The organism is Salipaludibacillus sp. HK11, from assembly GCF_047795645.1.
Taxonomy (GTDB): Bacteria; Bacillota; Bacilli; order Bacillales; family Salisediminibacteriaceae; genus Salipaludibacillus.
Genome location: NZ_CP181045.1, coordinates 4,971,199 through 4,993,547, shown reverse-complemented (window position 1 = coordinate 4,993,547; position 22,349 = coordinate 4,971,199). Strand labels below are relative to the sequence as shown.

At 37.9% G+C, this 22,349-nt stretch carries 23 protein-coding genes; 3 read left to right on the top strand and 20 right to left on the bottom strand.

Features of this window, described 5'->3' with window-relative positions:
• Positions 1-24: 24 nt before the first annotated feature.
• The gene (locus ACM26V_RS23685) at positions 25-843 is read right to left on the bottom strand and encodes a DUF368 domain-containing protein (protein WP_416149214.1); all 819 of its coding nucleotides are present in this window, start codon (positions 841-843) and stop codon (positions 25-27) included.
• Between the two features lie 307 nt (positions 844-1,150).
• Here ACM26V_RS23685 and spoVB point away from each other — a divergent pair, with 307 nt between their 5' ends.
• On the top strand, positions 1,151-2,701 hold the full coding sequence (spoVB, locus tag ACM26V_RS23680) for a stage V sporulation protein B (protein WP_416149213.1): 1,551 nt from the start codon (positions 1,151-1,153) through the stop codon (positions 2,699-2,701).
• A gap of 161 nt (positions 2,702-2,862) precedes the next feature.
• Here the strand turns inward: spoVB and ACM26V_RS23675 are convergent, their stop codons facing one another.
• Positions 2,863-3,531 carry a DUF421 domain-containing protein gene (locus ACM26V_RS23675; protein WP_416149212.1) on the bottom strand — a complete coding sequence of 223 codons (669 nt, stop codon included), beginning with the start codon at positions 3,529-3,531 and terminating at the stop codon, positions 2,863-2,865.
• Positions 3,532-3,618: 87 nt separating this feature from the next.
• On the bottom strand, positions 3,619-4,908 hold the full coding sequence (locus ACM26V_RS23670) for an ArsB/NhaD family transporter (protein WP_416149211.1): 1,290 nt from the start codon (positions 4,906-4,908) through the stop codon (positions 3,619-3,621).
• A gap of 175 nt (positions 4,909-5,083) precedes the next feature.
• Here ACM26V_RS23670 and ACM26V_RS23665 point away from each other — a divergent pair, with 175 nt between their 5' ends.
• The gene (locus tag ACM26V_RS23665; protein WP_416149210.1) at positions 5,084-5,473 is read left to right on the top strand and encodes a TIGR04086 family membrane protein; all 390 of its coding nucleotides are present in this window, start codon (positions 5,084-5,086) and stop codon (positions 5,471-5,473) included.
• A 94-nt stretch (positions 5,474-5,567) separates the two neighbouring features.
• Here the strand turns inward: ACM26V_RS23665 and yajC are convergent, their stop codons facing one another.
• From yajC to ACM26V_RS23595, 14 genes are all read right to left on the bottom strand, one after another.
• Positions 5,568-5,831, bottom strand: coding sequence for a preprotein translocase subunit YajC (gene yajC, locus ACM26V_RS23660; protein WP_416149209.1), 264 nt, complete (start codon positions 5,829-5,831; stop codon positions 5,568-5,570).
• A 197-nt stretch (positions 5,832-6,028) separates the two neighbouring features.
• Positions 6,029-7,168 carry a tRNA guanosine(34) transglycosylase Tgt gene (gene tgt / locus ACM26V_RS23655; protein WP_416149208.1) on the bottom strand — a complete coding sequence of 380 codons (1,140 nt, stop codon included), beginning with the start codon at positions 7,166-7,168 and terminating at the stop codon, positions 6,029-6,031.
• Between the two features lie 95 nt (positions 7,169-7,263).
• A complete protein-coding gene (queA, locus tag ACM26V_RS23650) occupies positions 7,264-8,292 on the bottom strand; it encodes a tRNA preQ1(34) S-adenosylmethionine ribosyltransferase-isomerase QueA (RefSeq protein WP_416149207.1) in 1,029 nt (342 codons plus the stop codon).
• Positions 8,293-8,361: 69 nt separating this feature from the next.
• On the bottom strand, positions 8,362-8,580 hold the full coding sequence (locus tag ACM26V_RS23645; protein WP_416149206.1) for a DUF2905 domain-containing protein: 219 nt from the start codon (positions 8,578-8,580) through the stop codon (positions 8,362-8,364).
• On the bottom strand, positions 8,577-9,578 hold the full coding sequence (gene ruvB, locus ACM26V_RS23640; RefSeq protein ID WP_416149205.1) for a Holliday junction branch migration DNA helicase RuvB: 1,002 nt from the start codon (positions 9,576-9,578) through the stop codon (positions 8,577-8,579). Before ruvB ends, ACM26V_RS23645 begins: the two co-directional genes overlap by 4 nt.
• Positions 9,579-9,620: 42 nt before the next feature.
• A complete protein-coding gene (gene ruvA / locus ACM26V_RS23635; RefSeq protein ID WP_416149204.1) occupies positions 9,621-10,235 on the bottom strand; it encodes a Holliday junction branch migration protein RuvA in 615 nt (204 codons plus the stop codon).
• A gap of 274 nt (positions 10,236-10,509) precedes the next feature.
• A complete protein-coding gene (locus tag ACM26V_RS23630) occupies positions 10,510-11,076 on the bottom strand; it encodes a BofC C-terminal domain-containing protein (RefSeq protein ID WP_416149203.1) in 567 nt (188 codons plus the stop codon).
• Between the two features lie 158 nt (positions 11,077-11,234).
• A complete protein-coding gene (locus ACM26V_RS23625; RefSeq protein ID WP_416149202.1) occupies positions 11,235-12,047 on the bottom strand; it encodes a YhcN/YlaJ family sporulation lipoprotein in 813 nt (270 codons plus the stop codon).
• A 146-nt stretch (positions 12,048-12,193) separates the two neighbouring features.
• A complete protein-coding gene (safA, locus tag ACM26V_RS23620; protein WP_416149201.1) occupies positions 12,194-13,219 on the bottom strand; it encodes a SafA/ExsA family spore coat assembly protein in 1,026 nt (341 codons plus the stop codon).
• Positions 13,220-13,675: 456 nt separating this feature from the next.
• Positions 13,676-14,584 (bottom strand): prephenate dehydratase, encoded by a 909-nt coding sequence (gene pheA, locus ACM26V_RS23615; protein WP_416149200.1) that lies wholly within the window; start codon positions 14,582-14,584, stop codon positions 13,676-13,678.
• A gap of 55 nt (positions 14,585-14,639) precedes the next feature.
• On the bottom strand, positions 14,640-15,047 hold the full coding sequence (locus ACM26V_RS23610; protein WP_416151955.1) for an ACT domain-containing protein: 408 nt from the start codon (positions 15,045-15,047) through the stop codon (positions 14,640-14,642).
• Positions 15,048-15,295: 248 nt separating this feature from the next.
• Entirely contained in the window at positions 15,296-16,582 is a 1,287-nt protein-coding gene (gene obgE, locus ACM26V_RS23605; RefSeq protein ID WP_416149199.1) for a GTPase ObgE, read from the bottom strand.
• 46 nt (positions 16,583-16,628) lie between these two features.
• Positions 16,629-17,165, bottom strand: a complete 537-nt coding sequence (locus ACM26V_RS23600; protein ID WP_416149198.1) for a Spo0B domain-containing protein — start codon at positions 17,163-17,165, stop codon at positions 16,629-16,631.
• A 124-nt stretch (positions 17,166-17,289) separates the two neighbouring features.
• Positions 17,290-18,447 carry a sensor histidine kinase gene (locus ACM26V_RS23595; RefSeq protein ID WP_416149197.1) on the bottom strand — a complete coding sequence of 386 codons (1,158 nt, stop codon included), beginning with the start codon at positions 18,445-18,447 and terminating at the stop codon, positions 17,290-17,292.
• 236 nt (positions 18,448-18,683) lie between these two features.
• On the opposite strand from ACM26V_RS23595, the gene ACM26V_RS23590 reads away from it, so the two are divergent.
• The gene (locus ACM26V_RS23590; protein ID WP_416149196.1) at positions 18,684-19,634 is read left to right on the top strand and encodes an agmatinase family protein; all 951 of its coding nucleotides are present in this window, start codon (positions 18,684-18,686) and stop codon (positions 19,632-19,634) included.
• 189 nt (positions 19,635-19,823) lie between these two features.
• On the opposite strand, the gene ACM26V_RS23585 is transcribed toward ACM26V_RS23590, so the two are convergent.
• From ACM26V_RS23585 to hemH, 3 genes are read right to left on the bottom strand one after another with little or no spacing between them, the layout of a single operon-like run.
• Positions 19,824-20,003, bottom strand: coding sequence for a hypothetical protein (locus tag ACM26V_RS23585; protein ID WP_416149195.1), 180 nt, complete (start codon positions 20,001-20,003; stop codon positions 19,824-19,826).
• Positions 19,996-21,405, bottom strand: a complete 1,410-nt coding sequence (gene hemY, locus ACM26V_RS23580) for a protoporphyrinogen oxidase (protein ID WP_416149194.1) — start codon at positions 21,403-21,405, stop codon at positions 19,996-19,998. Before hemY ends, ACM26V_RS23585 begins: the two co-directional genes overlap by 8 nt.
• A 3-nt stretch (positions 21,406-21,408) precedes the next feature.
• A complete protein-coding gene (hemH, locus tag ACM26V_RS23575) occupies positions 21,409-22,341 on the bottom strand; it encodes a ferrochelatase (RefSeq protein WP_416149193.1) in 933 nt (310 codons plus the stop codon).
• Positions 22,342-22,349: the final 8 nt, after the last annotated feature.

Here is a 22,349-nt window from a genome sequence, read left to right as displayed (position 1 = left end):
TACTTTTAATCAGAATCCATTTATCTACTCTCGTTCTTTTGATCCTAATAAAAATGCAGTCAATGTACCAGCAATAAAGGTGATAATGCTAGGAAATACTGCGGCTCCCCCAGCCGAAAAACCTGGGTATACGACGACAGTCGATCCAAGTAGTAGTCCTATGATCGCAGCATACGTCATATATGGGTAATGACTCAATATATATTTTATAACCTTACTGCTTACAACAAATCCAAAGACGATCCCTAGACCAATAACGAGAATAACACCAATATTTAACGTTGTTAGAGACAGTGCGTTCATAGCTGTATAATAAACACCGAACAAGATCAACACAAGTGCACCACTAAGTCCTGGTAACAACAGCGACATGCTAGCAACCGCTCCAGCTACGAAAAACCAAATGCCATTAACTAATGTAAGTTCATACAATACGGTTGATCCTTCAGGATTAATATAACCAATATATCCCAGGACACTTGTTAACACAATAAGTACAGTAAAATGCCATCCGGTGAACTTCGTTTTCATTTTTGATTCCTTTATTAGCATTGGTACTACACCAATAATTAATCCCAAAAAGAAAAACTGCGTAGGCTGCTCATGGTTTGCAAGTAGCCATTTGATTGCCCCACTTAGTAGAATAAAAGGCATAATCACACCTATTCCAAGGGGGACTAAAAATGATAGTGTCTTACGCCAACGAGGGCTAAAAAAATCACTAATAGATTCAATCAATCGATCATAAATCCCAAATATTAAAGCAATCGTTCCAGCACTGACTCCAGGAATCATATTGCTAACACCCATTAAAAACCCTCGATAAATATTACGCCATTCCAATCGTTCCACTTCTCCTTTATAGTTCCTTTAATATATAGTAATTTGTCCTACTTTTACTCTATGAAATTCTCTCTTAATACATAACTTTAAAAAAAGACATCCATTATTTTTCCACTGATGTCATAGAGAACGAGTCAATAAACAACAACCTATAAGGAAACAGCCTTAACTAAAAATGTTTGATTTGTAGTCCTTTTAATAATTTTATCAGATTATTTCTATAAACTTGTCATGCTTGGCCACCTTTTCAGCATATACATCTTTAGCGAAAAAATCTATGATTTTTCAAAAGAAAGTAGGGGCCTAGATGACGAAACAAACATTCTTAAAAGGCGCAGCTATTCTAATCGTTGCAGGATTAATTACCCGTATCCTCGGATTTATCAATAAAATCGTTGTAGCAAGAATTATGGGGGCAGAAGGTGTAGGCCTTTATATGATGGCTGTTCCTACCTTGTTATTAGTCATTACACTCACTCAACTTGGACTACCTGTGGCTATTTCCAAACTTGTAGCTGAAGCAGACGTTGAAGGTGATCGTTCACGAATAAAGCGGATTCTCGTCGTTTCTATTACCGTCACGGCTGTCCTAAGCATCATATTTACCGCTTCAATGATTTTATTCGCCCCTATTATTGCGTCTACATTATTAACCGATGCTCGCGCTTTTTATCCAATAATTGCGATATCGCCAATCGTTCCGATCGTTGCATTATCATCTGTCATTCGTGGTTATTTTCAAGGATTACAAAACATGAAACCGACTGCTTATTCACAAGTTATCGAGCAGGTGGTACGTATTTCTTTTGTTGCTGCATTGACTACGATGTTTCTTCCCTACGGTATCGAATATGCGGCTGCCGGTGCAATGGCTTCAGTGGTTCTTGGCGAACTAGCCTCTCTGATTTTTATGATTACTATGTTCAAGCGACGAAAAACTTTCCGAATTCGGAAACAATTCTTTTCCAGTGCTAAAGAAGGCAAAGACACACTAAATGACTTAATGACGATTGCTCTTCCAACAACAGGAAGTCGATTAATTGGATCTCTATCGCTGTTTTTTGAGCCAATTGTTGTTGCTCAAAGTTTAGCCATTGCAGGAGTCGCAACAGTTGTCGCGACTACGCAGTATGGAGAACTCGCTGGGTACGTCATTCCAATGCTACTCTTACCTACTTTTATTACTTATTCGTTATCGGTATCGCTTGTTCCTGCAATAAGTGAGGCAGCAACTGTAAATAATTTTCAACTGATTCATCATCGGCTAGATCAAGCTTTTCGTTTTGCTCTCTTATCTGGGGGAATATCTGTTGTACTCTTATATGTTTTCGCCGAACCGATCATGGATCTAGTATACAACGCCCCTAATGTAGCTAGCTATTTAAAAATCATGGCTCCATTCAGTATGTTTTTATATTTACAAGGGCCTCTTCAAGCTACTTTGCAAGCCTTGAACTTAGCAAAGTCCGCCATGATGAACAGCCTCATTGGGGCTTTTGTAAAAACAGCTGCCATTTTTATTTTAGCTTCTAGACCAGAATTAGGTATTATGGGCGCAGCTTTGGCGATTGTTATCGGCTTTTTATTAGTCACATTATTACATTTTGCCACTCTTGTGAAAACAATTAGTTTCACGCTTCACATGAGAGACTTTATAAAAATCATAACTGCTATGGCAATTAGTGGAGGAGCCGGTTCTTTCGTGTGGGACTCCTTAGCCTACTCATATCCTTTGTTATGGCAGACAATCATCAGTATCTTATTCACTTCCATCGTTTACGGAATTCTAGTTCTTGTAATGAAACTTATTCATCCAAATGAGCTCAGGAAAATACCAATCGTGAAAAAGTGGTTTTAACTTTAAAAAATAATTACGACTATTTGGTGAACCCTTTCGCTCGTGCAGCGCGTCTGAATGGCACCTTTTCTCTTTTCCGTGCCATTCAGCTTGTGCGGCGCTCCTGAACGACTCTTAGACAACTTCTAATTAACCGTCAAAAAAACTGAGAGTCTATTCCCTCAGTTTACTTCATCATCCTTCATATCAACAAAAAATGATTGGTCTCGATTTAGTGAACAAAACGAGATTTTTTTTACCTCATCGTAACCTAATTTTCTTAATTCCATTCTCAGCCATCGCTCATTCTGATCGATCTCATTTAGGTGTTCATACTGAATTTCCCCATCCAAAACCAATGGTAGTGGCAAAAAAGAAGGTTTTCCATCAAAAGATGGATTTGGATCTTTACGGATAACGGACAAATCTCCAGATGGTTCTAAAATTGCAAATTCAACATCTGACATGTATTGAACATCTTTCTGCCTTAGTTGCAACATGAGATCATCAAAGTTATAACGCTGCTTACTCATTTCCTTCTCATCTATTTTCCCTTGGCGAATAATGACTGAAGGCTTACCATCAATCAATTTGCGCAAACCTTGACTTTTCAATGAAACATAGGCCAATGATATTTGAATACTCATGAGGATAAACATCGGTATCAATTGATGGGAAATTGGTACTTCTACATTTTCGATCGTCATCACTGCTAATTCTGCAATCATCAATGAAATAACAAAATCAACGATAGAAAGTTGTCCAATCTCCCTTTTTCCCATCAATCGAAAGACAATTAATACAACAAAATAGATAACCAACGTACGAATAATAATCGTAAACAATTCCATGATATTCTCCCTTTATGACGCATCTGTCTAATAGTCTGACCAAATAAAGAATTGGTCATTCTTAGAGCGTTATTTCAAGGGTATAATCTACAGGAAATCGACTAAATATCGAAAATACAAATAAAAACTAGAGATGACAAACGAGATGAGCGCCGTCGGAATGCCTACCTTTAAAAAATCAATATAAGTAAACGGCTGCTTAGCCTTCATTGCCAATCCTGCAACAATCACATTTGAACTTGCACCTATTAGCGTCCCATTTCCACCTAGACAAGCTCCCAGCGCAAGCGCCCACCAAAGCGGGTCAAGGTTTGTCATACCATACTCCTGAAACTCCAAAATCACAGGTATCATAGCCGCAACAAATGGAATATTATCAACAAAACCTGATAAAATCCCTGATGACCATAATATAAGTAGCGACGTTCTCGGTACATCTCCTTCTGTGTAATAAATAATCGTTTTTGCCATTTCATCTATAAGTCCAACCTCTTTAAGACCTCCGACTAGCATAAACAAGCCAACAAAAAAGAATATCGTAACCCACTCGATCGCTTGAAAAACTTCTTCGGTCTGCTCCTCATCATTCGTTAGCAACATTAATAAAATTGCACCCGCCATGGCAATTGTCGTTAATTCTACATATAATAGCGGTTGGATAATAAAACCGACCGTTGTCATAACCAAAACTGATACCGATTTAAACAAAAGAGAGCGTCGAAGTAAATATTTTGTTGGGTCAATTTTCATCAAGCCATCTCTCTCTTGATCATCAACTATTAATCGATTTCGATATAATAGAGACACGCCAATAATTACTGTCACATAAATGACAAGAACTACTGGACCAAGATGAATTAGAAAATCATTGAAAGACAAATGAGCAACTGCTTGGCCAATCATTAAGTTTGGCGGATCGCCAATTAGCGTCGCAGTCCCCCCAATATTTGAAGATAAGATCACTGCAAGCAAGTAAGGTATTGCAGTGATCTTGAGCATACTTGTTAACGTAAGAACAATCGGGACAATTAACAATACAGTTGTCACATTATTAAGCAAAGCAGATCCAACGGCCGTTAAAGTTGAAATAACAATCAATATAGGAATAGGCTTTCCTTTAACTATTTTCGCTAAAGAAATAGCTATATATTCAAACAAACCACTTTTACTAGTAATGGAAACTAAAATCATCATAGATAATAAAAGGACAATTGTATGCCAATCAATGTGCTCCAAGAAGGCATTATCTAAATTCAGTACACCTGATAACAGCATAAGTATGCCTCCGAGACAAGCTACGAGTGCTCGGTTTATTTTTTCTGAAATAATTAACGCATAACTTACAACGAAAATGATAAGTGCCAACATCCACTCCATGCCTCTAAGCCCTCCCCACTTCATCGGTACATTGTATGAACCTGAGTGGACAAACATGTCTTAAATAAAGGAAACAATCTCAGAAGAAATTTTAAAGTCAACCTGTCAAAAAGCTCGTCTATTTTTGAGTGAAAAGAATACATATGAATAAATGAGACTAGAAAGGAGGAAATGGATGTTTTCACAAAGACTAATCAGTAGCGTACTTTATGGCGTTTTAACGATCTTTATCCTCGTCATTACAGCTAGTTTATTTAGTTCATTAATATTACGCTATACCAATGTAATGGAAAGTTCTTTCTATTGGATTTTAATTACGTTTTCCTTCATAGCGATGTTTATTGGTGGCTTTATTTCAGGAGGTCGTTCTGGAGAAAGAGGTTGGTTTGCCGGTACTCTCACAGCTTTATTATATTCTTGCGTTATTTTATTTTCACAATATTTAAGTTTTAATCAGTGGTTTGATGCCGAACAACTAAGTATGCACGCCGGGTATGTTGTCGTTGCCATCTTTGGAGGGATGATTGGTGTCAACACTCGAGGGAGTTCTTTTAGGGAACAATAATATTGACTAAACAAGCACAAACTAAAAAATTAGTACATTTTTATCCTTTCAAAAGGCTTGCTATCCTATGGACGGCAAGCCTTCTTGATAAATATTAGTCTTGATTAGTTATTTCACGTACTGACTGACGATCAAATGTAAGCTTGTTAGTTCCATCCACATCGAGGACTATACGATTCTCATCAATGGCATCAACCTTACCATGTAATCCACCAATTGTGACAATTTTGTCTCCTTTTTGAAGAGCGGCATGCATTTCTTTAACTTTCTTTTGTCGTTTTTGTTGAGGACGAATTAAAAGAAAATAGAAAATCGCAAACATAAGTATTAGCGGTATTAACGCACCGAACATCTCCATTCATTTCACCCCTTTCAGTGATAACTCTTTCGCTCTCACCATTTATTATCGATGTTCAAGTCTTTGAACAACTTTTTTTTGGAAAAAGCAGCTTTTTTCATTCGTTTTGTTCGAATGCTGTAAAATAACTTTCCCATACTATTGTAGACAAAGTTCTATTCAAAAATCAATCAAAACGAAGCTAAATATATTTTTTATTAAAAGTTTTTTGCATTTGGTTTATTAAATCCATATGATTCAAAAAATTCTTCTTTAAAATCAAGCAATCGATCTTCACGAATTGCCTGTCTAACTTGCTCCATTAAGTTCAGTAAAAAATGCAAATTATGGTATGATGCTAATCGCATACCAAGGGTCTCTTTACATTTAATTAAGTGGCGAATATATGCACGAGAATGATTCTGACAAACGTAACAATCACAGTTTTCATCCAATGGTCCGAAGTCTCTTGCGAAAGCTGCATTCCTCACAACAAGACGGCCTTGACTGGTCATAATTGTTCCATTACGGGCAATACGTGTTGGCAAAACACAATCAAACATATCAATCCCACGAATCGCACCATCGATCAACGAATCAGCGGAACCAACCCCCATAAGGTAGCGCGGTTTATTGGTAGGTAGTAAAGGTGTCGTATACTCAAGGACACGATTCATAACATCTTTTGGTTCCCCTACAGACAGTCCACCAATTGCATACCCTGGAAAATCAAGCGAAACTAAATCTTTAGCACTTTGGCGGCGCAAATCTTCATATTCGCCGCCTTGAATAATCCCAAACAATCCTTGTTCATTCTTCCTACCATGAGCTTCAAGACAACGCTCTGCCCAGCGACTCGTTCTTTCAACAGAGGCTTTCATGTACTGATGCTCTGCAGGATACGGTGGACATTCATCGAAAGCCATCATAATATCTGGACCGAGAGCATTTTGCACATGCATCGATTCTTCTGGCGTTAAAAACAACTTTTCGCCACTCAAATGATTTCTGAAATGAACTCCCTCTTCAGTAATATCTCGCAGATCACTCAAACTAAACACTTGAAACCCACCGGAATCCGTTAAAATTGGTCGATTCCAGTTCATGAAAGAATGTAATCCACCCGCTTCTTCTATAATATCTGCTCCAGGTCGTAGCCATAGATGATACGTATTACTTAAAATGATTTGCGCATTCATTTGCAATAAATCTTCAGGACTCATTGTCTTTACTGTAGCTAACGTTCCAACTGGCATAAAAATCGGCGTCTCAAATGAGCCATGTGGTGTATGTACGATACCTAGGCGTGCTCCCGATTGCTTGCATGTCTTTATATGTTCATATGTGATGGCTGTCATTCTGTCATTCCTTCTTTCTTTACTTGACCAAAAAATTGGTTTATTCAAAAATACTTGCCCAATATTCACTCATGATGGTCCAACCATCATAGCATTTATATAAGGAGCATCGCATCTCCAAAACTAAAGAAACGATACTTTCTGGCAATCGCTTCATGATAAGCATGAAGGATGTTGTCTCGGCCTGCCACTGCACTCACAAGCATAACTAACGTTGACTTCGGTAGATGGAAATTTGTTAACAAGCCATTTATCGCTTGTAATGAATATCCAGGATAAATAAATATATCTGTCCAACCACTTGACGCTTGGAACTGGCCTTGATGGTCCCTTGCAATAGTTTCCAGCGTCCTAGCTGACGTTGTTCCTACTGCAATGATCCGCCCCCCTTGAATCTTTGTTTGATTTAACAGCTCAGCCGTTTCCTGATTCATTTGATAAAACTCAGCATGCATCTTATGATCTTTCACGTTTTCTACAGAAACAGGCCGAAAAGTACCTAACCCGACATGCAGTGTCACATAAGCAATATTTACTCGACGTTTTAATAACTTATCGAGCATCTCTGTAGTAAAGTGCAATCCAGCAGTTGGTGCAGCTGCCGAGCCTGAATGTTCGGCATAAACTGTCTGATATCGATCCTTTTCTTCAAGTTGAGCTTGGATATAAGGTGGAAGAGGCATTTCGCCTAATTCATCCAAAATTTCATTAAAAATTCCTGTAAATTGAAACGTAATTTTTCTACGCCCCTCGGGTAGCTCTTCTTCACAAACTCCAATTAACCGCCCCTCACCAAAGTCAATTACAGTGCCCTTTTTCACACGTTTCGCTGGTTTTACTAGCGCTTCCCAAGAATGGTTTCCTTCCTCTTTTAACAATAATAATTCAATTTTAGCCCCTGTTTCCTTCTTCACACCAAATAACCTAGCAGGGATCACTTTCGTATTATTAAGCACTAACGTATCTCCCTCACTCATAAAGTCAAGTAAATCAGAGAATGTTTTATGCTGAATCTCTCCAGAGTTTTTATCCATTACGAGTAGCTTTGAAGCATCTCTATTTTTCAGCGGTGTCTGCGCAATTAATTCCTCTGGTAAATCATAGTCAAATTGTGATACATCCATTGCCTTTTCCTCTCTTTGTAAAAAATAATTATTTTGATGTCTAAACAGATTGACCTTAAGATAGGTCTGTTAACGAAATCTTCCAACTAAATAAAATATTAACGACAAAACGATACTTACGATAATGGATGTCATCAATGGGAAATAGAAAGTTGAATTACCTTTTTGGAACAAAAAATCACCAGGTAGTTTCCCTAACGATAAATACTTTCCACCAATTTGCCATAAAACACCCGCAACTACAAGAATCAAACCTAATGAGATCAACAATTTAGGAATGTGATTCAACGTTTAGGCACCTCCAAATCAAAGTGGTCATACACTAACGGAGTAACCATTCTACCACGAGGAGTTCGCTGTAAAAAACCAATTTGCATAAGGTAAGGTTCATAAACATCTTCAATCGTATGTGCTTCCTCACCAATTGTTGCTGCGATCGTATCCAATCCGACAGGACCTCCACGAAATTTTTCGATAATATTCATTAACAAAATATGGTCAATTTGATCTAGTCCAAGTGGATCGACTTGCAATAATTCAAGTGCTTGCTGTGTGATGGACAAGTTAATCGTTCCGTCACCTCTCACTTGCGCAAAATCTCTAATCCTTCGTAAGATTCGGTTTGCAATTCGCGGTGTTCCACGCGATCTCCCTGAAACTTCTACCGCTGCTTCTGTATCCATCGAGACCTCTAATACGTCCGCTGTTCTTTCTACAATTTCTTGGAGCTCACCATGCGTATAGTATTCCAACCTACTAACGACTCCAAACCGATCTCTTAAGGGTGCTGATATCATTCCAGCTCTTGTTGTTGCTCCGACAAGTGTAAATGGAGGGAGGTCGACTCTGACAGACCTAGCTGACGGACCTTTCCCAATAACAATATCAAGAAAATAATCTTCCATCGCCGGATACAGTACTTCTTCAACTGAACGATTCAAGCGATGAATTTCATCAATAAAAAGTACATCCCCTGGTTCTAAACCACTTAAAACGGCCGCTAAATCTCCCGGACGTTCAATTGCAGGGCCAGAAGTCGTTCTTAAATTGACTCCCATTTCATTAGCAATAATCATCGCTAGGGTTGTCTTACCAAGCCCAGGAGGACCATATAATAATACATGATCGAGACATTCTTCACGCATTTTTGCAGCTTCAATAAAGACCGTGAGATTCTCTTTGACTGCCTTTTGTCCGATGTATTGTGACAGCGTTTGTGGACGAAGGCTAAGTTCTTCCATATCTTCTTGTCCTTGTAATTCTCCACTAACAATACGCTCTTCCATGTTATCTTCCTCCGATATTCTTACGTTCATTCTTTCTTACTACTATCTTTGCAGCATTTCTTTTAATGCCAACTTAATATATTGGTCTGTTGTCATCACATTTTCACGCAATGTCGGAAGAATTTTTTTAATTTCTCGCTCAACATATCCAAGTGCTTTTAATGCTTCTAATGCTTCTTCTAAATCTTCATTCCCAGTTGACACATTCGAGTAATTTGACCCGATTTCTCCTGCATTTTGAGTCAAAGTCGGTACAAGTTCTTGTACTTTTCCTTTGAGATCTAAAATCATTTGGCGAGCAGTTTTTTTACCGACGCCAGGAAACTTGATGAGAAAAGTTTCATCTTCATTTTCTATCGCTTCGACAACAAGTTTTGGTTGTTCAGCACTAACAATAGCTAATGCTCCTTTAGGTCCAATTCCTGAAACTTGAAGTAATTTCTCAAATAAGCGTCGCTCTTCCCGATGAAAAAAACCATACAATCGAATTGCATCTTCTCGAACGTGCTGGTATGTATAAACCGTTACAGTTTGATCGATCCATTCCTCATAACGATACGGATTCCCACAATAAACAAGGTATCCAACTTGATGGACGTCAATAACTATCGTTTCTGGCTCTATATTAATTACGGTTCCCTTTAAACATTCAATCACTGTCTTTCCTCCACCCATTGTTTCTATTTTACGAACACATATTTCTATTTTATCATATATTTAAGGACATATTTGTACCTTATGTGAAAAAAGCAAGAAGGCATATATTAGACGAAAGTAAATATTTAGAAAAACTCGGCTTTTCGCCAAGTCTTTCATGGCGAAAGCCTTAGTTTATCTTATACTTTAATCCTTTAGGGATACTAAACATTCTTAAAGTACAAAAAAAGCTACCTAAATACGGTAGCTTCTCCCACAAAACGATGAATCTCCATTAACTATTAATTGCATACTTTTGATAATTTTTCAAGACTTCTAAGTACTGATCTTTTGTTGAAACTGGAATTCCTTTAAGTAGCAATTCTTGTGATTGGCTCTTTAATTTTTTTGTATTAATCTGATAAAAAGACTGAATGACATTATTCTCATTAGGTTTACCATTGTAAATCCTTAATGTCCCATCGTCGGAAAGACCAAAGTAACCATGCATTTTCAAAAGTGGCGAAATATCATCTACCTCTTTTTGAAAAACAATTTGAGACTGATTTTGATCTACAAGTTCCCAGTCATCGTAATATGACCAAAAATCTTCCATTGACCAAATGGTTTCTTCTAATTCCTCTTCACTCATCTCACCATCCAGATAGTAGCGTTGTAACACTACTTCCACATCGTGTGGTTCATCTGAAATAAGTGATTCAGAAGCGTTTACCTTGCTGTTTTCAATTGATGTGGTAACGAATAGGAAAAAAACGGTCGCAACCAACAGCAAATGAATAAAGCTTTTCCTAATAAGCAGACCTTTTCTACAATAGTGATCTTCTTTTATATTATTTAGCATGCCTGCCGCCTCCCTCGTTTGAAAATGGACTCACGACATCCATGCCTAGCATAACCATTTGTAACGATAAATATGCTTCAAAATAATTATTTATCGTGTTTCTAAATCAATTTAGAAAGCAGCACCAATTTAAGTGCTGCTTCCATACTTACTTTTTGCTACCTTGATCTCTCGAACGGTCGTTGAATGGCATCTCCTAAATCGTCTAACATCGCGTTAAACGTTGAACCAACTTCCTCAAATGGAGCACCACCACGGAGTTGATTTCCCATACCTTGAATGTTCTCTCTACCTTCTTTGTCTGTTACCACATGGACTTGCTTACCTTTTGCTAGTCCGCGGATATTTTCTTCAATTTTTTGATTATTGCCTGATGCATCCACCGCTACTATAACATTGTCATCGTGAACGATGACATCAGCGCCATTGACACCATCCATATTTTCGACACGCTTTTCAATATTTCTTGCTGTTTTTCCATCTTCTGTATTAAAATAACCTTGTTCCTCTCTACCTTGGCCTTGGCTGCCTTGCCCACGCATACCTTGTTGTCCTTGCTGGTTCCCACCATTCATTCTGTCTTGTGTTCCCCTTTGAACGTTACCTTGATTACGATTTCTAAGACCATCTAAATCGCCATTCAATAGCCCATTTTCGTCAACCATCCCTGGACGGTCATTCCCTACAATTCCTTGACCAAATCCTTGTGTTCCTCTTTGTGCACCACGCGCACCTTGTTCCGTCATACGGTTCTGTCCTATACCAGTACGTTGACCAAATCGCTCAGTTTCTCTTCCCATCATGCCCTGCTGACCAGCACCTGTTCCATCTGCTCGATCAACTCCATAACCTGTTTGATCACGTTGATATGCAGTGCCTTGACCTTCTGTAGTATCACCGTTCATATCACCGCATGCTACACCTGATAGCAATATTGTTGCTACTGATAAACCTAAAGCAATTTTTTTCATTCAACCTCCTCCTTTCAAGAATAGCTTGATCAGAAAAGGATGAAATCATCCTGTAAAATATCGGTAGTATTTCAATTGAATTTGCCGTCTATACAAAAAACCTAGCTTGAGTTATCCTCAAGCTAGGTTTTTTTAGTCTTTCGAATTTATTCTTCGTGATCTTTAGTTGGATAGGTCCACGGAATCAATTCATCATTTTGTCGTTTTTCCGTTGCATAACCAGAATTTGATAATCCGTTATTTATGGTTACGTCGCCATAAACCTCTTCATTACTTCTAGTATTAATTTGTTGTTCTTCATTTTCAAGACTTTGCACTGCTGTTTCTTCATATCTCGACCAAGTTTGTTGTTGATAAGGCTGGTGAGGTTGCCCAAATTGACCATGGTACATCGCGTTAGCAGGCTGATGTTGATGATAATATTGTTGGTGATTTCCTTGATACATTTGCTGCATTTGCGGTTGTGGAAACACCATGGCATTTGGGTAAACCATCGGGTGACATCCATATCCGCACAAAGCTGAAAGTGGAATACAACCTTCAATGAGTGGACCAACTTGTTGATAAGCTGGTGGTGCATGATATGGCATTGGTTTTGGTTTGGCTGGAGGCATCGTTTTAATTGGTTTTGGCGCTGGCATTTTCTTCTCAGGTATTTTATCAACAGGCATCGGTTTCACTATTTTATGTGGTTTCGGCTTAGGCTTTGGTTTCGGCATTGTTTTTGGTTTCTCTTTTAGCTTCACTTCTTTTACCGGCTTTTTTGGCGGCTCTGGTGCTGGCATTTTTGGATAACTCGGTTGATGGTAAAAGTTAAGATCTACCTTTGCTTTTTGTTTCAAATATGACGGCTGTGGTTGCGGTGGCGGCACTGGTGGTGCGGGCGCCATTGGTGGTGGAGGTGGTGCTACCGGCTTTTTTACCTCAGGTTGTTTTGGTATCGGCTTTTCTTTTACAGGCATCTCTTTTTTGACTGGATATTCTTTTTTCTGTTGCTCATTTTTCTTAACGTTCATGTTGCCTGAAGATGGGATATTTATCTTCATACCAGGCATAATCATGTCAGGGTTCGCCAATTGTTGATTCATTGTTTTTAATTGTTCAAAATCAACCCCATATTTTTTTGATATTTTCCAAAGAGTATCGCCTTTTTGAACAATATGAATTTTCACTTTTAAATCCCTCCCATACAATGTCTCTTTATCCTATGCACCTAATAGGCGAATGGTCACAATAAACCACTTTTTCTTCGTTTCTTCTTCACAAAAATATATGTACTAATTAAATAAATCATTCTTTTTTATTTACTCATCAAAGTTTTTTAGGGATTTTATCTGCAGGGAATGTTGAAGAGAGTATCGTCCCTTCCAGATGCGCTACTTAAGCTGAAGGGCACGCTAATTCTTGCAGGGTTCCCTTCACATAGCTAATAAGCACATATAAAAGGGAACTATTTAGCTCTATCTGTTCCCTTCGGATCTCCACTCTCTCCTGAAGAGCACGGTAATAGAGGGGTTGATGCCGTTCAGGTGCGCAGGCCAAGTTGATGGACACGACTAATTTACATAAAAAAGAAAAAACACCTTAAAAAAGGTTATCCTTTTTAAGGTGTTTTATAAACAAAATTATTAAGTTGCTTCTTTTTCAATCATTTTTTTCGTTACACCTGTTAAGTCTTCCCAAGAAAAACAAGGATAACTACCCAATACTTGCACACCACAACCTAATGCTTTTAATTCTTCGCAAACCGCCGGAATTAAAATATCATCTTTTTTCATCGCAACATCAATAATGAAAAAATAATTTCCTAATCCAGTTTTAGTGGGACGTGATTCGATTTTTGATAAGTTAATTCTTCTCCATGAAAAAGCTGATAGCACTTGGTGAAGAGCTCCAGAATAGTCAGAAGCTAACGTAATCATCAGTGTTGTTTTATATTCTGTTTCTTCAGTTATACCATCGCTATCAAATGGCGCCTCATCGTTTGTTAATAACAAAAATCTTGTTTGATTATTCTCATAATCATTTATTTTCATTTGAGGCATTTTCAATTGATAAGCTTCTGCAGCGATATCATTCGCTATAGCGGCTGCATTTTCAGATTGGTTCTCTTGAATATATTTAGCAGCTGCCGCGGTTGAGTTCGTATATGATATTTCTGCATTAGGTAGATATTTCCGTAAAAAGTGATGACATTGTGCAATAGCATGAGGATGGGAATAAACCGTCTCTACCTTATCCCAAGACGACATGCGAGATGGTGCAACAAGTAAATGTTGTTCGATAGGTGCAACAATTTCCGCCGCCATATTCATTCTTTGATGATGGATAAAATAGTCTAGCGTTATATTAACAGACCCTTCAATTGCATTTTCCATCGGAACAACCGCACGAGTCACTAATCCTTCTTTAACGGCATCCATCGTATCCGGAATCGAACGAAACGGAATACGTTCATCATTCGGTACAAGTGCCTTTGCTGCTGCTTCAGTAAATGATCCCATAGGACCTAAATATCCAACTTTCCCCACGTTCATTTCACTCCTTTTAATAACTGGTAAACATCTGTATTCATCATGTTATAATTTTCTGTTAGGCTCCTGAACCAATGAGTTCAACCTTCACTACTGATTCTAAGCTATCTATTTTATTTAACAATATCGTAACATCCGAATTCATAGCTGCTGTTTCAATCGTGATCGTGATCGTTGCTCTCCCTTGAAGAGGAATCGTCTGATTAATCGTTAACACGTTAGCACCTGTCTGAGCAATCATCGACAGTAATTTTGATAAGGAACCTGACTGGTCCTGAAGATAAATGGATAAGGTTATAATTTTTTCTTTTACCATCGTGTGAAAAGGAAAAATTCCATCTTTATATTTATAAAAAGCACTTCTGCTTAGATTAACTTTTTGCACCACTTCATTAATTTTATATTCTTTTCCACTATCGAGAAGCTTCTTCGCTTCTACTGTTTTTAGCATAGCGTCAGGTAACATATCTTCCCTAACTAAATAAAATTGATCCGGTCTCTTCTTCACTTGTTTCACCACCTGGTAAGCAACCTATTCACTCATTATAAAGATCGTACTTGAAGTTGACAACTTTGATTTATACAATTTCTGAATTTTTCATTTTTTTTTAGAAAAACCTTACATCGGTTCGGATCGAATTCCTGTAGGTTCTCTCTCTTATTAAAAAAAAATAAAACAGACCAGAACTCAACTCGTTCTGGTCCAGCAATTTTTTACTCTACAAATTCAAACTCATGACTTAAAATTCGAACAGTATCACCATCTTCAGCACCTAAATCTCGTAATGCTTGGTCTATTCCCATATGCCGCATTTTTCTTGCAAAACGCTGCACGGAATCGTGACGATTAAAATCTGTCATTTGGAACAAGGTTTCTATTTCATGCCCTTCGATGACATAGCCACCAATATCATCATCTTTGAAGACTTTAAAAGGATCTTCCTTCTTCGTGTACTTATAAACAACTCGCTGTTCTATTTCTTCCTCTTCATAAAGAGGGAACTCTGGAGTTGTCTCAACTTTGTCAACTACACTTCTTAATAAATTAGCAATTCCTTTTTTAGTCACAGTTGAGATGGCGTGAATTTCGACTTCTTCACCAACCATTTCTTTAAACAGTTCCAAGTTTTCTGCTGCACCTGGCAAGTCCATTTTATTAGCAACAACCACTTGTGGTCGTTCAGTTAATCGTAAATTATATTGTTTCAATTCTTCATTTATTGTTTGATAATCCGCAAATGGATCTCTACCTTCAATTCCACTCATATCAATGACATGAACAATTACTCTTGTTCTCTCAATATGGCGCAAAAACTGGTGCCCTAATCCAACTCCAGAATGTGCTCCTTCGATTAATCCAGGTAGATCTGCCATAACAAAACTTCGATGGTCGTCAGTCTCCACAACACCTAAGTTTGGTACCAATGTCGTAAAATGATAATCCGCAATTTTTGGCTTTGCCGCTGAAACGATTGAAAGTAACGTGGATTTCCCTACACTAGGAAAACCTACTAAACCAGCGTCTGCAAGTAGTTTCAACTCCAATACCAACTCTTTTTCTTGGCCGGGTTCTCCGTTCTCAGCGATTTCTGGAGCAGGATTTGATGGAGTAGCAAATCGAGCGTTTCCTCTTCCACCTCTACCAGCGCGAACGACAATGGCTCGCTGACCTTGTTCTGTCAAATCAGCGATAATCTCTCCAGTTTGTTCATTTGTTATCGTTGTACCAGGCGGCACTTTTACCACCATTGGTTCTCTGCTTTTACCATGTTGCTTTTTTGGGCGACCATTCTCACCACGCGGCGCCTTAAAATGCTTTTGATAGCGAAAGTCCATCAACGTTCTTAGCCCTTCTTCTACTTCAAAAACTATGTCAGCACCTTTTCCACCATCACCACCTGCTGGTCCTCCATCAGGAATATATTTCTCGCGCCTGAATGCAACGATCCCATTTCCCCCTCCACCAGCTTTAGCAAAAATCTTTACCTTATCTATAAACATTTACTTCACCTCGTTATCCAATGTTATTTCGTTGTTCTTCATTCAATCATATCTCAACAACATACTTAACATAACATTCGGATTCGTTCCATTCTATTTGTTCAATATGATTTCCATATTGTTGTTCAATACGACTTATGTTCTCACACCATCTGTCATCTATTCGAAGTGTACCCTCGAAATCAATTTCTATTGTTTTTTTATCGACATCATTGATAAGAAGAGTCGCATGTTGGTCTTCTCCCCGTTTTGTATGATTATCTAATAATTGCATCATGTCTTGAAAATACATAAGAATGCTTTGTTCCCATTTTGACCAATCGACAACTTCTGATACCACTTCAAAATTCAACAAAAAAGAATAACCTTGCCAATTAAACGTGAGGATTTCTTCAGCTAGCTGGTCCATGTTGAGATTTGAAAGGTGGCTTTCATTTTGAGCTTGCACGACAATCTCATTAATAAGAACTTCTACTTTTTCAACTCGTCCCATTGCTAAGTACCCATTAATAAGTTGCAGATGATTTAACCAATCATGACGGTAATGTCGCATTAAATTTATGGCGGTCCATTTCTCAGTCATTTTCACACCCCTAAACCAAGCATGATTACTATATAAAGCTATATATTCGAAACAATCTTTCAAGCAAATGGTGCAATTAACCATAACTTTTATCATATCATAAAAACATTTAAAAACGTATAAATTATTCAGATTGGTTCATCGAAATGTTTTTCTTTATCGGAAATCGAAGTTTGAAAATCGTCCACTCCTCATTTGAAATATAATTAATATCCCCTTCATGTTTTCTCATAAGTTGTTTTGAAACGGCTAGTCCCAATCCTTTACCTAATTCCTTCGTTCCAACAAATGGTTCAAACATTGAATGTCTGATTAACCGTGGAATTGGCGGACCATTATTTGAAAATGTTATCACCGCTTCACTATCGTCACGCTTAAGTCTAATGTATAACTTTCGATCTTTAATTCTCAATAACAAAGCGTCTAATGCATTTTGCATCAGTTTTATCAAAACAAGTTTAACTTGCTCTTCCATACCTGTTGTCGATATTTTCTCGGACAAGTCTAGGTTAACAGATATATTATTTTGAGAAAAAAATGGCTGAAAAGCATCTACTACATCAAACAATATCGCATTTAAATAAATCGAACTAAAATTGATATCTTGATGATTTTTCTCATTGGATAAGAATAATAACTGATCTACTTGTTGCTCCAATGCTTCCATATCTTTGTATATTAACTCAAAATATCTCTTCTCTTCCTCGATTTTAGCAAAGCGTTTCTCTAATATTTGTATAAAGCCTTTAATAGATGTTAACGGGTTTCTAATTTCATGTGCAAAGCTCATCGAAAGTTTTGTTAAGATCTCTGAGCGATCTTTCTTTAAATGTGATAGCTGAATCTCTTTTTCCGAAATTCGGTTGTTCTTTCGATTGATTGATTCAACATAAAAATAATATTGTATTTCCAAAAAGAATTTGTTTAATTGAGCTATTATTTTTGTTTTCTCAAATTCCGAGATTGGAATTAAGTATACTTTTTTTTCAATTATTAACCGCATTTCTTCAAAATTATTAATAAACTCATCTAAATTTATATCGTCGGTACCGTTATATTCTTCGATAATCTTCTCAAAATAAATATTATTAATATGATCTTTTGACGAAATATTCAGTAAATACAAATCAAACAATGAATCTAGCGCATTTCGAAGCACTTCTTGCTCACATTTTCTTTTTCCTTTGGGAGTATCTCGAAACAGCTCCATCATATCCGAGACGGTTTCCCGCTTAGACTTTTCAAAGAATTCCACTATTTTCTTCTTATCACTCGTATACATGTGAATAACTCCCTTTCTTAGATTCCCACATTTAGTATAAATCACCTCTAGCAAAAATAGCTTAACAACTTTTTGACACTTTCTTTCAGAATTGTTACCCTTTCGACTTCTCTCATCTTCATATGTTAATATCTTTTTATTTTCCCCAGTTATCGACATTTTCTTATTGTTTATCAAAAATGAAGAAGGGAAATAACTATATTACGAAGAAAATCTCTATATAGGAGGGAATAACGATGTCTAATTCAATGATTTATGGCAATACACCGTGTTTTTTAGGAGCTGAAAACTTAGTTAAAGAACCTCAGAAAGAAAATGATATGGACGTTACCGTTTACGGAGTTCCATGGGAAGGCGCAGTAACCTGGGGAGACTATACAGGATGCGAACTTGCCCCAAAAGTAATACGACTTTGTTCAGCTAGATATAGCGGATATCTTCCAGAATTAAATCACCTTGATGTATTTGAACATTTAAAAATTGGTGACAAAGGTGATATAGCAGTTACCCCCGCTGAGCCAGAAGATACGATGAAAAAAATCCGAGATTTTTCTAAAAACATATGGAAAAATGATACATTTCCAATAGCTTTTGGTGGTGACCACGGAATTACTTATCCGATCCTTCAAGGGTTTGTTGAAGAAACTGGAAAAAAAGTTGGGATTATCCACTTAGATGCTCACTATGATAATAATGACCAATCAAATGGTGATCCTTATGGTCGTGGCGCACCATTTGCTCGACTCTATGAAACAGAAGGGATTGTCAATGAATCTCTCGTCCATTTAGGTATCCATGGACCAAGAAACAAACCAGAAAATGGGCGTCTCGCCGAGAAACAGGGCGCGACTACTTTAACCATTAATGATATACGCCAAGCCAATAATGTACGTGACATCGCACGCAAATCTTATGAGATTGCTTCCAAAAATACAGATGCTGTTTACTTAAGTATTTGCAGTGATGTGTTGGATCATGCCTTCAACCCTGGTGGGCCTATTGATGGTAATGGATTGAATTCATATGAATTATTAAATATTGTTCACGAAGTTTGCAAATTGGGAGTTGTTGGTATGGATTACGTCGAAGTTTATCCTCAACAAGACGGTAATGACTTCAGTTCGCACTTCGCATCATTTGTTGCACTATACGCATTAGCTGGTGAAATTGAAAACAGAAAAAAATAAAAACAGTGGGAATAAGTCAATTTAAAAGACAGAAGTACTTTTTAAAACGATCGGAACTTTTATAGTTAGAATTGATATTTGACAACCTTGCTCGCTTGCCGCAGGCAATTCTTCAGCTAATCGGGGGAGCGCACCCCGATGGATCTTCAGCCATTGCTATTCCTGCAGGCGTCTCCCAGGTTATCAAAATCAACTATCAAAAATTATTGAAAAAGGTTTAATATATTGTTTGGTAGGTTCAAAATCGTACTTAGCATGCTCTCTTGTTGAAACCGTAAACTCTGTGTGCGGTTTTTTGTACAACAAAAACCGCCTCTCAGCAACTTCAAGCTTCTGAGAGGCGGTCCAATCGGTTAGAGATTTATTCATTAACTAATTCAAGTACACCGTTTTTTCCTTGATCAATACAATCTGGCAGTCCTACACCATTATAACTAGCTCCAACTATTTTTACACCAGGATATGTATGAGACAATCCTTCTCTGACAGTTTCAAGCTTTTTCAAATGATCAACTTCATATTGTGGCATCGATTCTTTCCAACGCTTAATCTTATAGAAGATCGGATCACCTTCTATTTCCATAATTTGATCCAAATCTTTTTTCACTTTTTCTAAGATCACGTCATCTGATTCTGCCACGATATCGTCATCGCCTGCCCTACCAACATAAGCTCTCAACAACGCATATCCTTCTGGAGCAGCATGAGCCCATTTTTTGTGAGTCCACGTGCACGCAGTGATCGTATAATTAGTTTTTTTAGAAACGACAAAGCCAGTTCCGTCAATATCTTTTTTTATAGCCTCTTTCCGATAAGCAAGGGCTATTGTTGCTACAGACGTTGATGGAGTTTCCCCCAATGGTGTCATGAAATCGTGTTCTTGAAACAGTTTATAGGCATGTTGGTGTGGGGTCGTCAATAAGACTTTGTCTACAAGATCTTCCGTTCCGTCTTCAAAAACAAGCCGGTATCTCTCATCTACTTTTTCAAGCTTCACCAACGAATGATTTTTGTTAACTTGATCCGCATCTAACTTCGCTTCCAACCGGTCTACCATCGATTGAAGACCTCCACGATAAGTAAGGAACATCCCTTTTTTCGCTTTTTTATCTTTACTTGAAGGATTCTGATTCTCTTTTTTAGCCATTGACGTCTTCATTCCAATAACTAAACTACGATATTTCGATTCCATTTGTTGAAAATGCGGGAACGTCGCTTTTAAGCTTATTTGGTCAATATTTCCAGCGTATATCCCAGAGAGAAGAGGTTCAATCAAATTATCAACCACTTCATTTCCTAATCTTTTTCTAAAGAAACGTCCAAGTGACTGATCTTCGCCAGTTTTATTTGATCTTGGAAGTACTAAATCAAATGCCGCTCGTGCTTTTCCTATAGGGGAAAACAGGCCAGTTTTTATAAATGGCATCCATTGTGTTGGAATACCCATAATCGCTCCACCCGGCATTGGATAGAGTTTGTCTTGATGAAGGATAAACGCACCTGAACGATTATCTATTAAATCATCCGCTAACCCGATGTCAGTCGCTAACTCTGTCATACTTAATTTTCTTGCTAAGAATGATTCGGGACCTTGTTCGATCACAAACCCATCGGTATAGTCCGTTTGTATTCTTCCACCCAAGCGGTCACTCGCTTCATACAAAACATATTCTGCATCGATCTTGTCGATCTTAATTTCTTTTTGAAGATAATAGGCAGCCGAAAGCCCGGTCATTCCACCGCCAATAATTGCAATTCGTTGTTTCGACATGATTTAGACATCCTTTAACGTTTTTTCTATCACAGTCGCTAATGCGTCGATAAATTCATCCTTGGCATTCGGCATTTCTGGGCGATAGTAGCCAGCTCCCACTTCATCTGTCACAACTTTGCATTCGTAGTCATTGTCAAACAATACTTCCAAGTGATCAGCAACAAACCCTACTGGACAATACATAAATGCTTTGTATTCCTCTTTCTTAAATAGGTCTCTTGTTAAGTCTTGTACGTCCGGACCAATCCACGGGTCAGGCGTATTCCCTTCACTCTGCCAACCAATTTCGTATTTTTCTACACCTGCTTTTTCGGCAATCAATTTCGCCGTTTCCTTTAGCTGTTCCGGATATGGATCACCATTTTGTAGAATTTTTTCCGGCAGACTATGGGCAGAGAAAATAACGACATGGTGGGCTTTTTCTTCCTCTGTCATTGTCTCTCTCGTTTTCCTAATCTGTTCTGCCCAGTAATTGATGAAACCTGGCTCATCGTACCAGCTTTCTACACTTGTTAATGTTGGACCTTGAATTGACTCGGACTCTTCTTTTGCTCGTCCATTGTATGACTTCACGCTGAAAGTCGAGTAATGAGGCGCAAGTACGATACTAACGGCTTCTTCTAAGCCATCCGCTTTCATTTTATGCACGGCATCTTCTATAAATGGATCAATGTGTTTAAGGCCTTGATATGCTTTGAATTGTCGGTCAGAAAAGCGACGATTTAATTCCGCTTCCAATTTATTGGTTTGCTCTGTAGTAATTCTGGCTAACGGGGATATTCCACCAATCGCTTCATATCGCTCCGTCAGATCATCTAACTGTTCTTGTGAAGGCTTTCTTCCACGACGGATATGCGTATAGTATGATTCAACTTCATCCATACTTCGTGGTGTACCATATGCCATCACTAGTAATCCTACTGTTTTTTTCATTAGTTAAT

Excerpts from the sequence above, each read along its gene's own strand:
- spoVB (WP_416149213.1), top strand. The coding sequence starts at position 1,151 with ATGACGAAACAAACATTCTTAAAAGGCGCAGCTATTCTAATCGTTGCA.
- ACM26V_RS23675 (WP_416149212.1), bottom strand. The coding sequence starts at position 3,531 with ATGGAATTGTTTACGATTATTATTCGTACGTTGGTTATCTATTTTGTT.
- ACM26V_RS23670 (WP_416149211.1), bottom strand. The coding sequence starts at position 4,908 with ATGGAGTGGATGTTGGCACTTATCATTTTCGTTGTAAGTTATGCGTTA.
- ACM26V_RS23665 (WP_416149210.1), top strand. The coding sequence starts at position 5,084 with ATGTTTTCACAAAGACTAATCAGTAGCGTACTTTATGGCGTTTTAACG.
- yajC (WP_416149209.1), bottom strand. The coding sequence starts at position 5,831 with ATGGAGATGTTCGGTGCGTTAATACCGCTAATACTTATGTTTGCGATT.
- tgt (WP_416149208.1), bottom strand. The coding sequence starts at position 7,168 with ATGACAGCCATCACATATGAACATATAAAGACATGCAAGCAATCGGGA.
- queA (WP_416149207.1), bottom strand. The coding sequence starts at position 8,292 with ATGGATGTATCACAATTTGACTATGATTTACCAGAGGAATTAATTGCG.
- ruvB (WP_416149205.1), bottom strand. The coding sequence starts at position 9,578 with ATGGAAGAGCGTATTGTTAGTGGAGAATTACAAGGACAAGAAGATATG.
- ACM26V_RS23630 (WP_416149203.1), bottom strand. The coding sequence starts at position 11,076 with ATGCTAAATAATATAAAAGAAGATCACTATTGTAGAAAAGGTCTGCTT.
- ACM26V_RS23625 (WP_416149202.1), bottom strand. The coding sequence starts at position 12,047 with ATGAAAAAAATTGCTTTAGGTTTATCAGTAGCAACAATATTGCTATCA.
- pheA (WP_416149200.1), bottom strand. The coding sequence starts at position 14,584 with ATGAACGTGGGGAAAGTTGGATATTTAGGTCCTATGGGATCATTTACT.
- ACM26V_RS23610 (WP_416151955.1), bottom strand. The coding sequence starts at position 15,047 with ATGTTACCTGACGCTATGCTAAAAACAGTAGAAGCGAAGAAGCTTCTC.
- obgE (WP_416149199.1), bottom strand. The coding sequence starts at position 16,582 with ATGTTTATAGATAAGGTAAAGATTTTTGCTAAAGCTGGTGGAGGGGGA.
- ACM26V_RS23600 (WP_416149198.1), bottom strand. The coding sequence starts at position 17,165 with ATGACTGAGAAATGGACCGCCATAAATTTAATGCGACATTACCGTCAT.
- ACM26V_RS23595 (WP_416149197.1), bottom strand. The coding sequence starts at position 18,447 with ATGTATACGAGTGATAAGAAGAAAATAGTGGAATTCTTTGAAAAGTCT.
- ACM26V_RS23590 (WP_416149196.1), top strand. The coding sequence starts at position 18,684 with ATGTCTAATTCAATGATTTATGGCAATACACCGTGTTTTTTAGGAGCT.
- ACM26V_RS23585 (WP_416149195.1), bottom strand. The coding sequence starts at position 20,003 with ATGAATAAATCTCTAACCGATTGGACCGCCTCTCAGAAGCTTGAAGTT.
- hemY (WP_416149194.1), bottom strand. The coding sequence starts at position 21,405 with ATGTCGAAACAACGAATTGCAATTATTGGCGGTGGAATGACCGGGCTT.
- hemH (WP_416149193.1), bottom strand. The coding sequence starts at position 22,341 with ATGAAAAAAACAGTAGGATTACTAGTGATGGCATATGGTACACCACGA.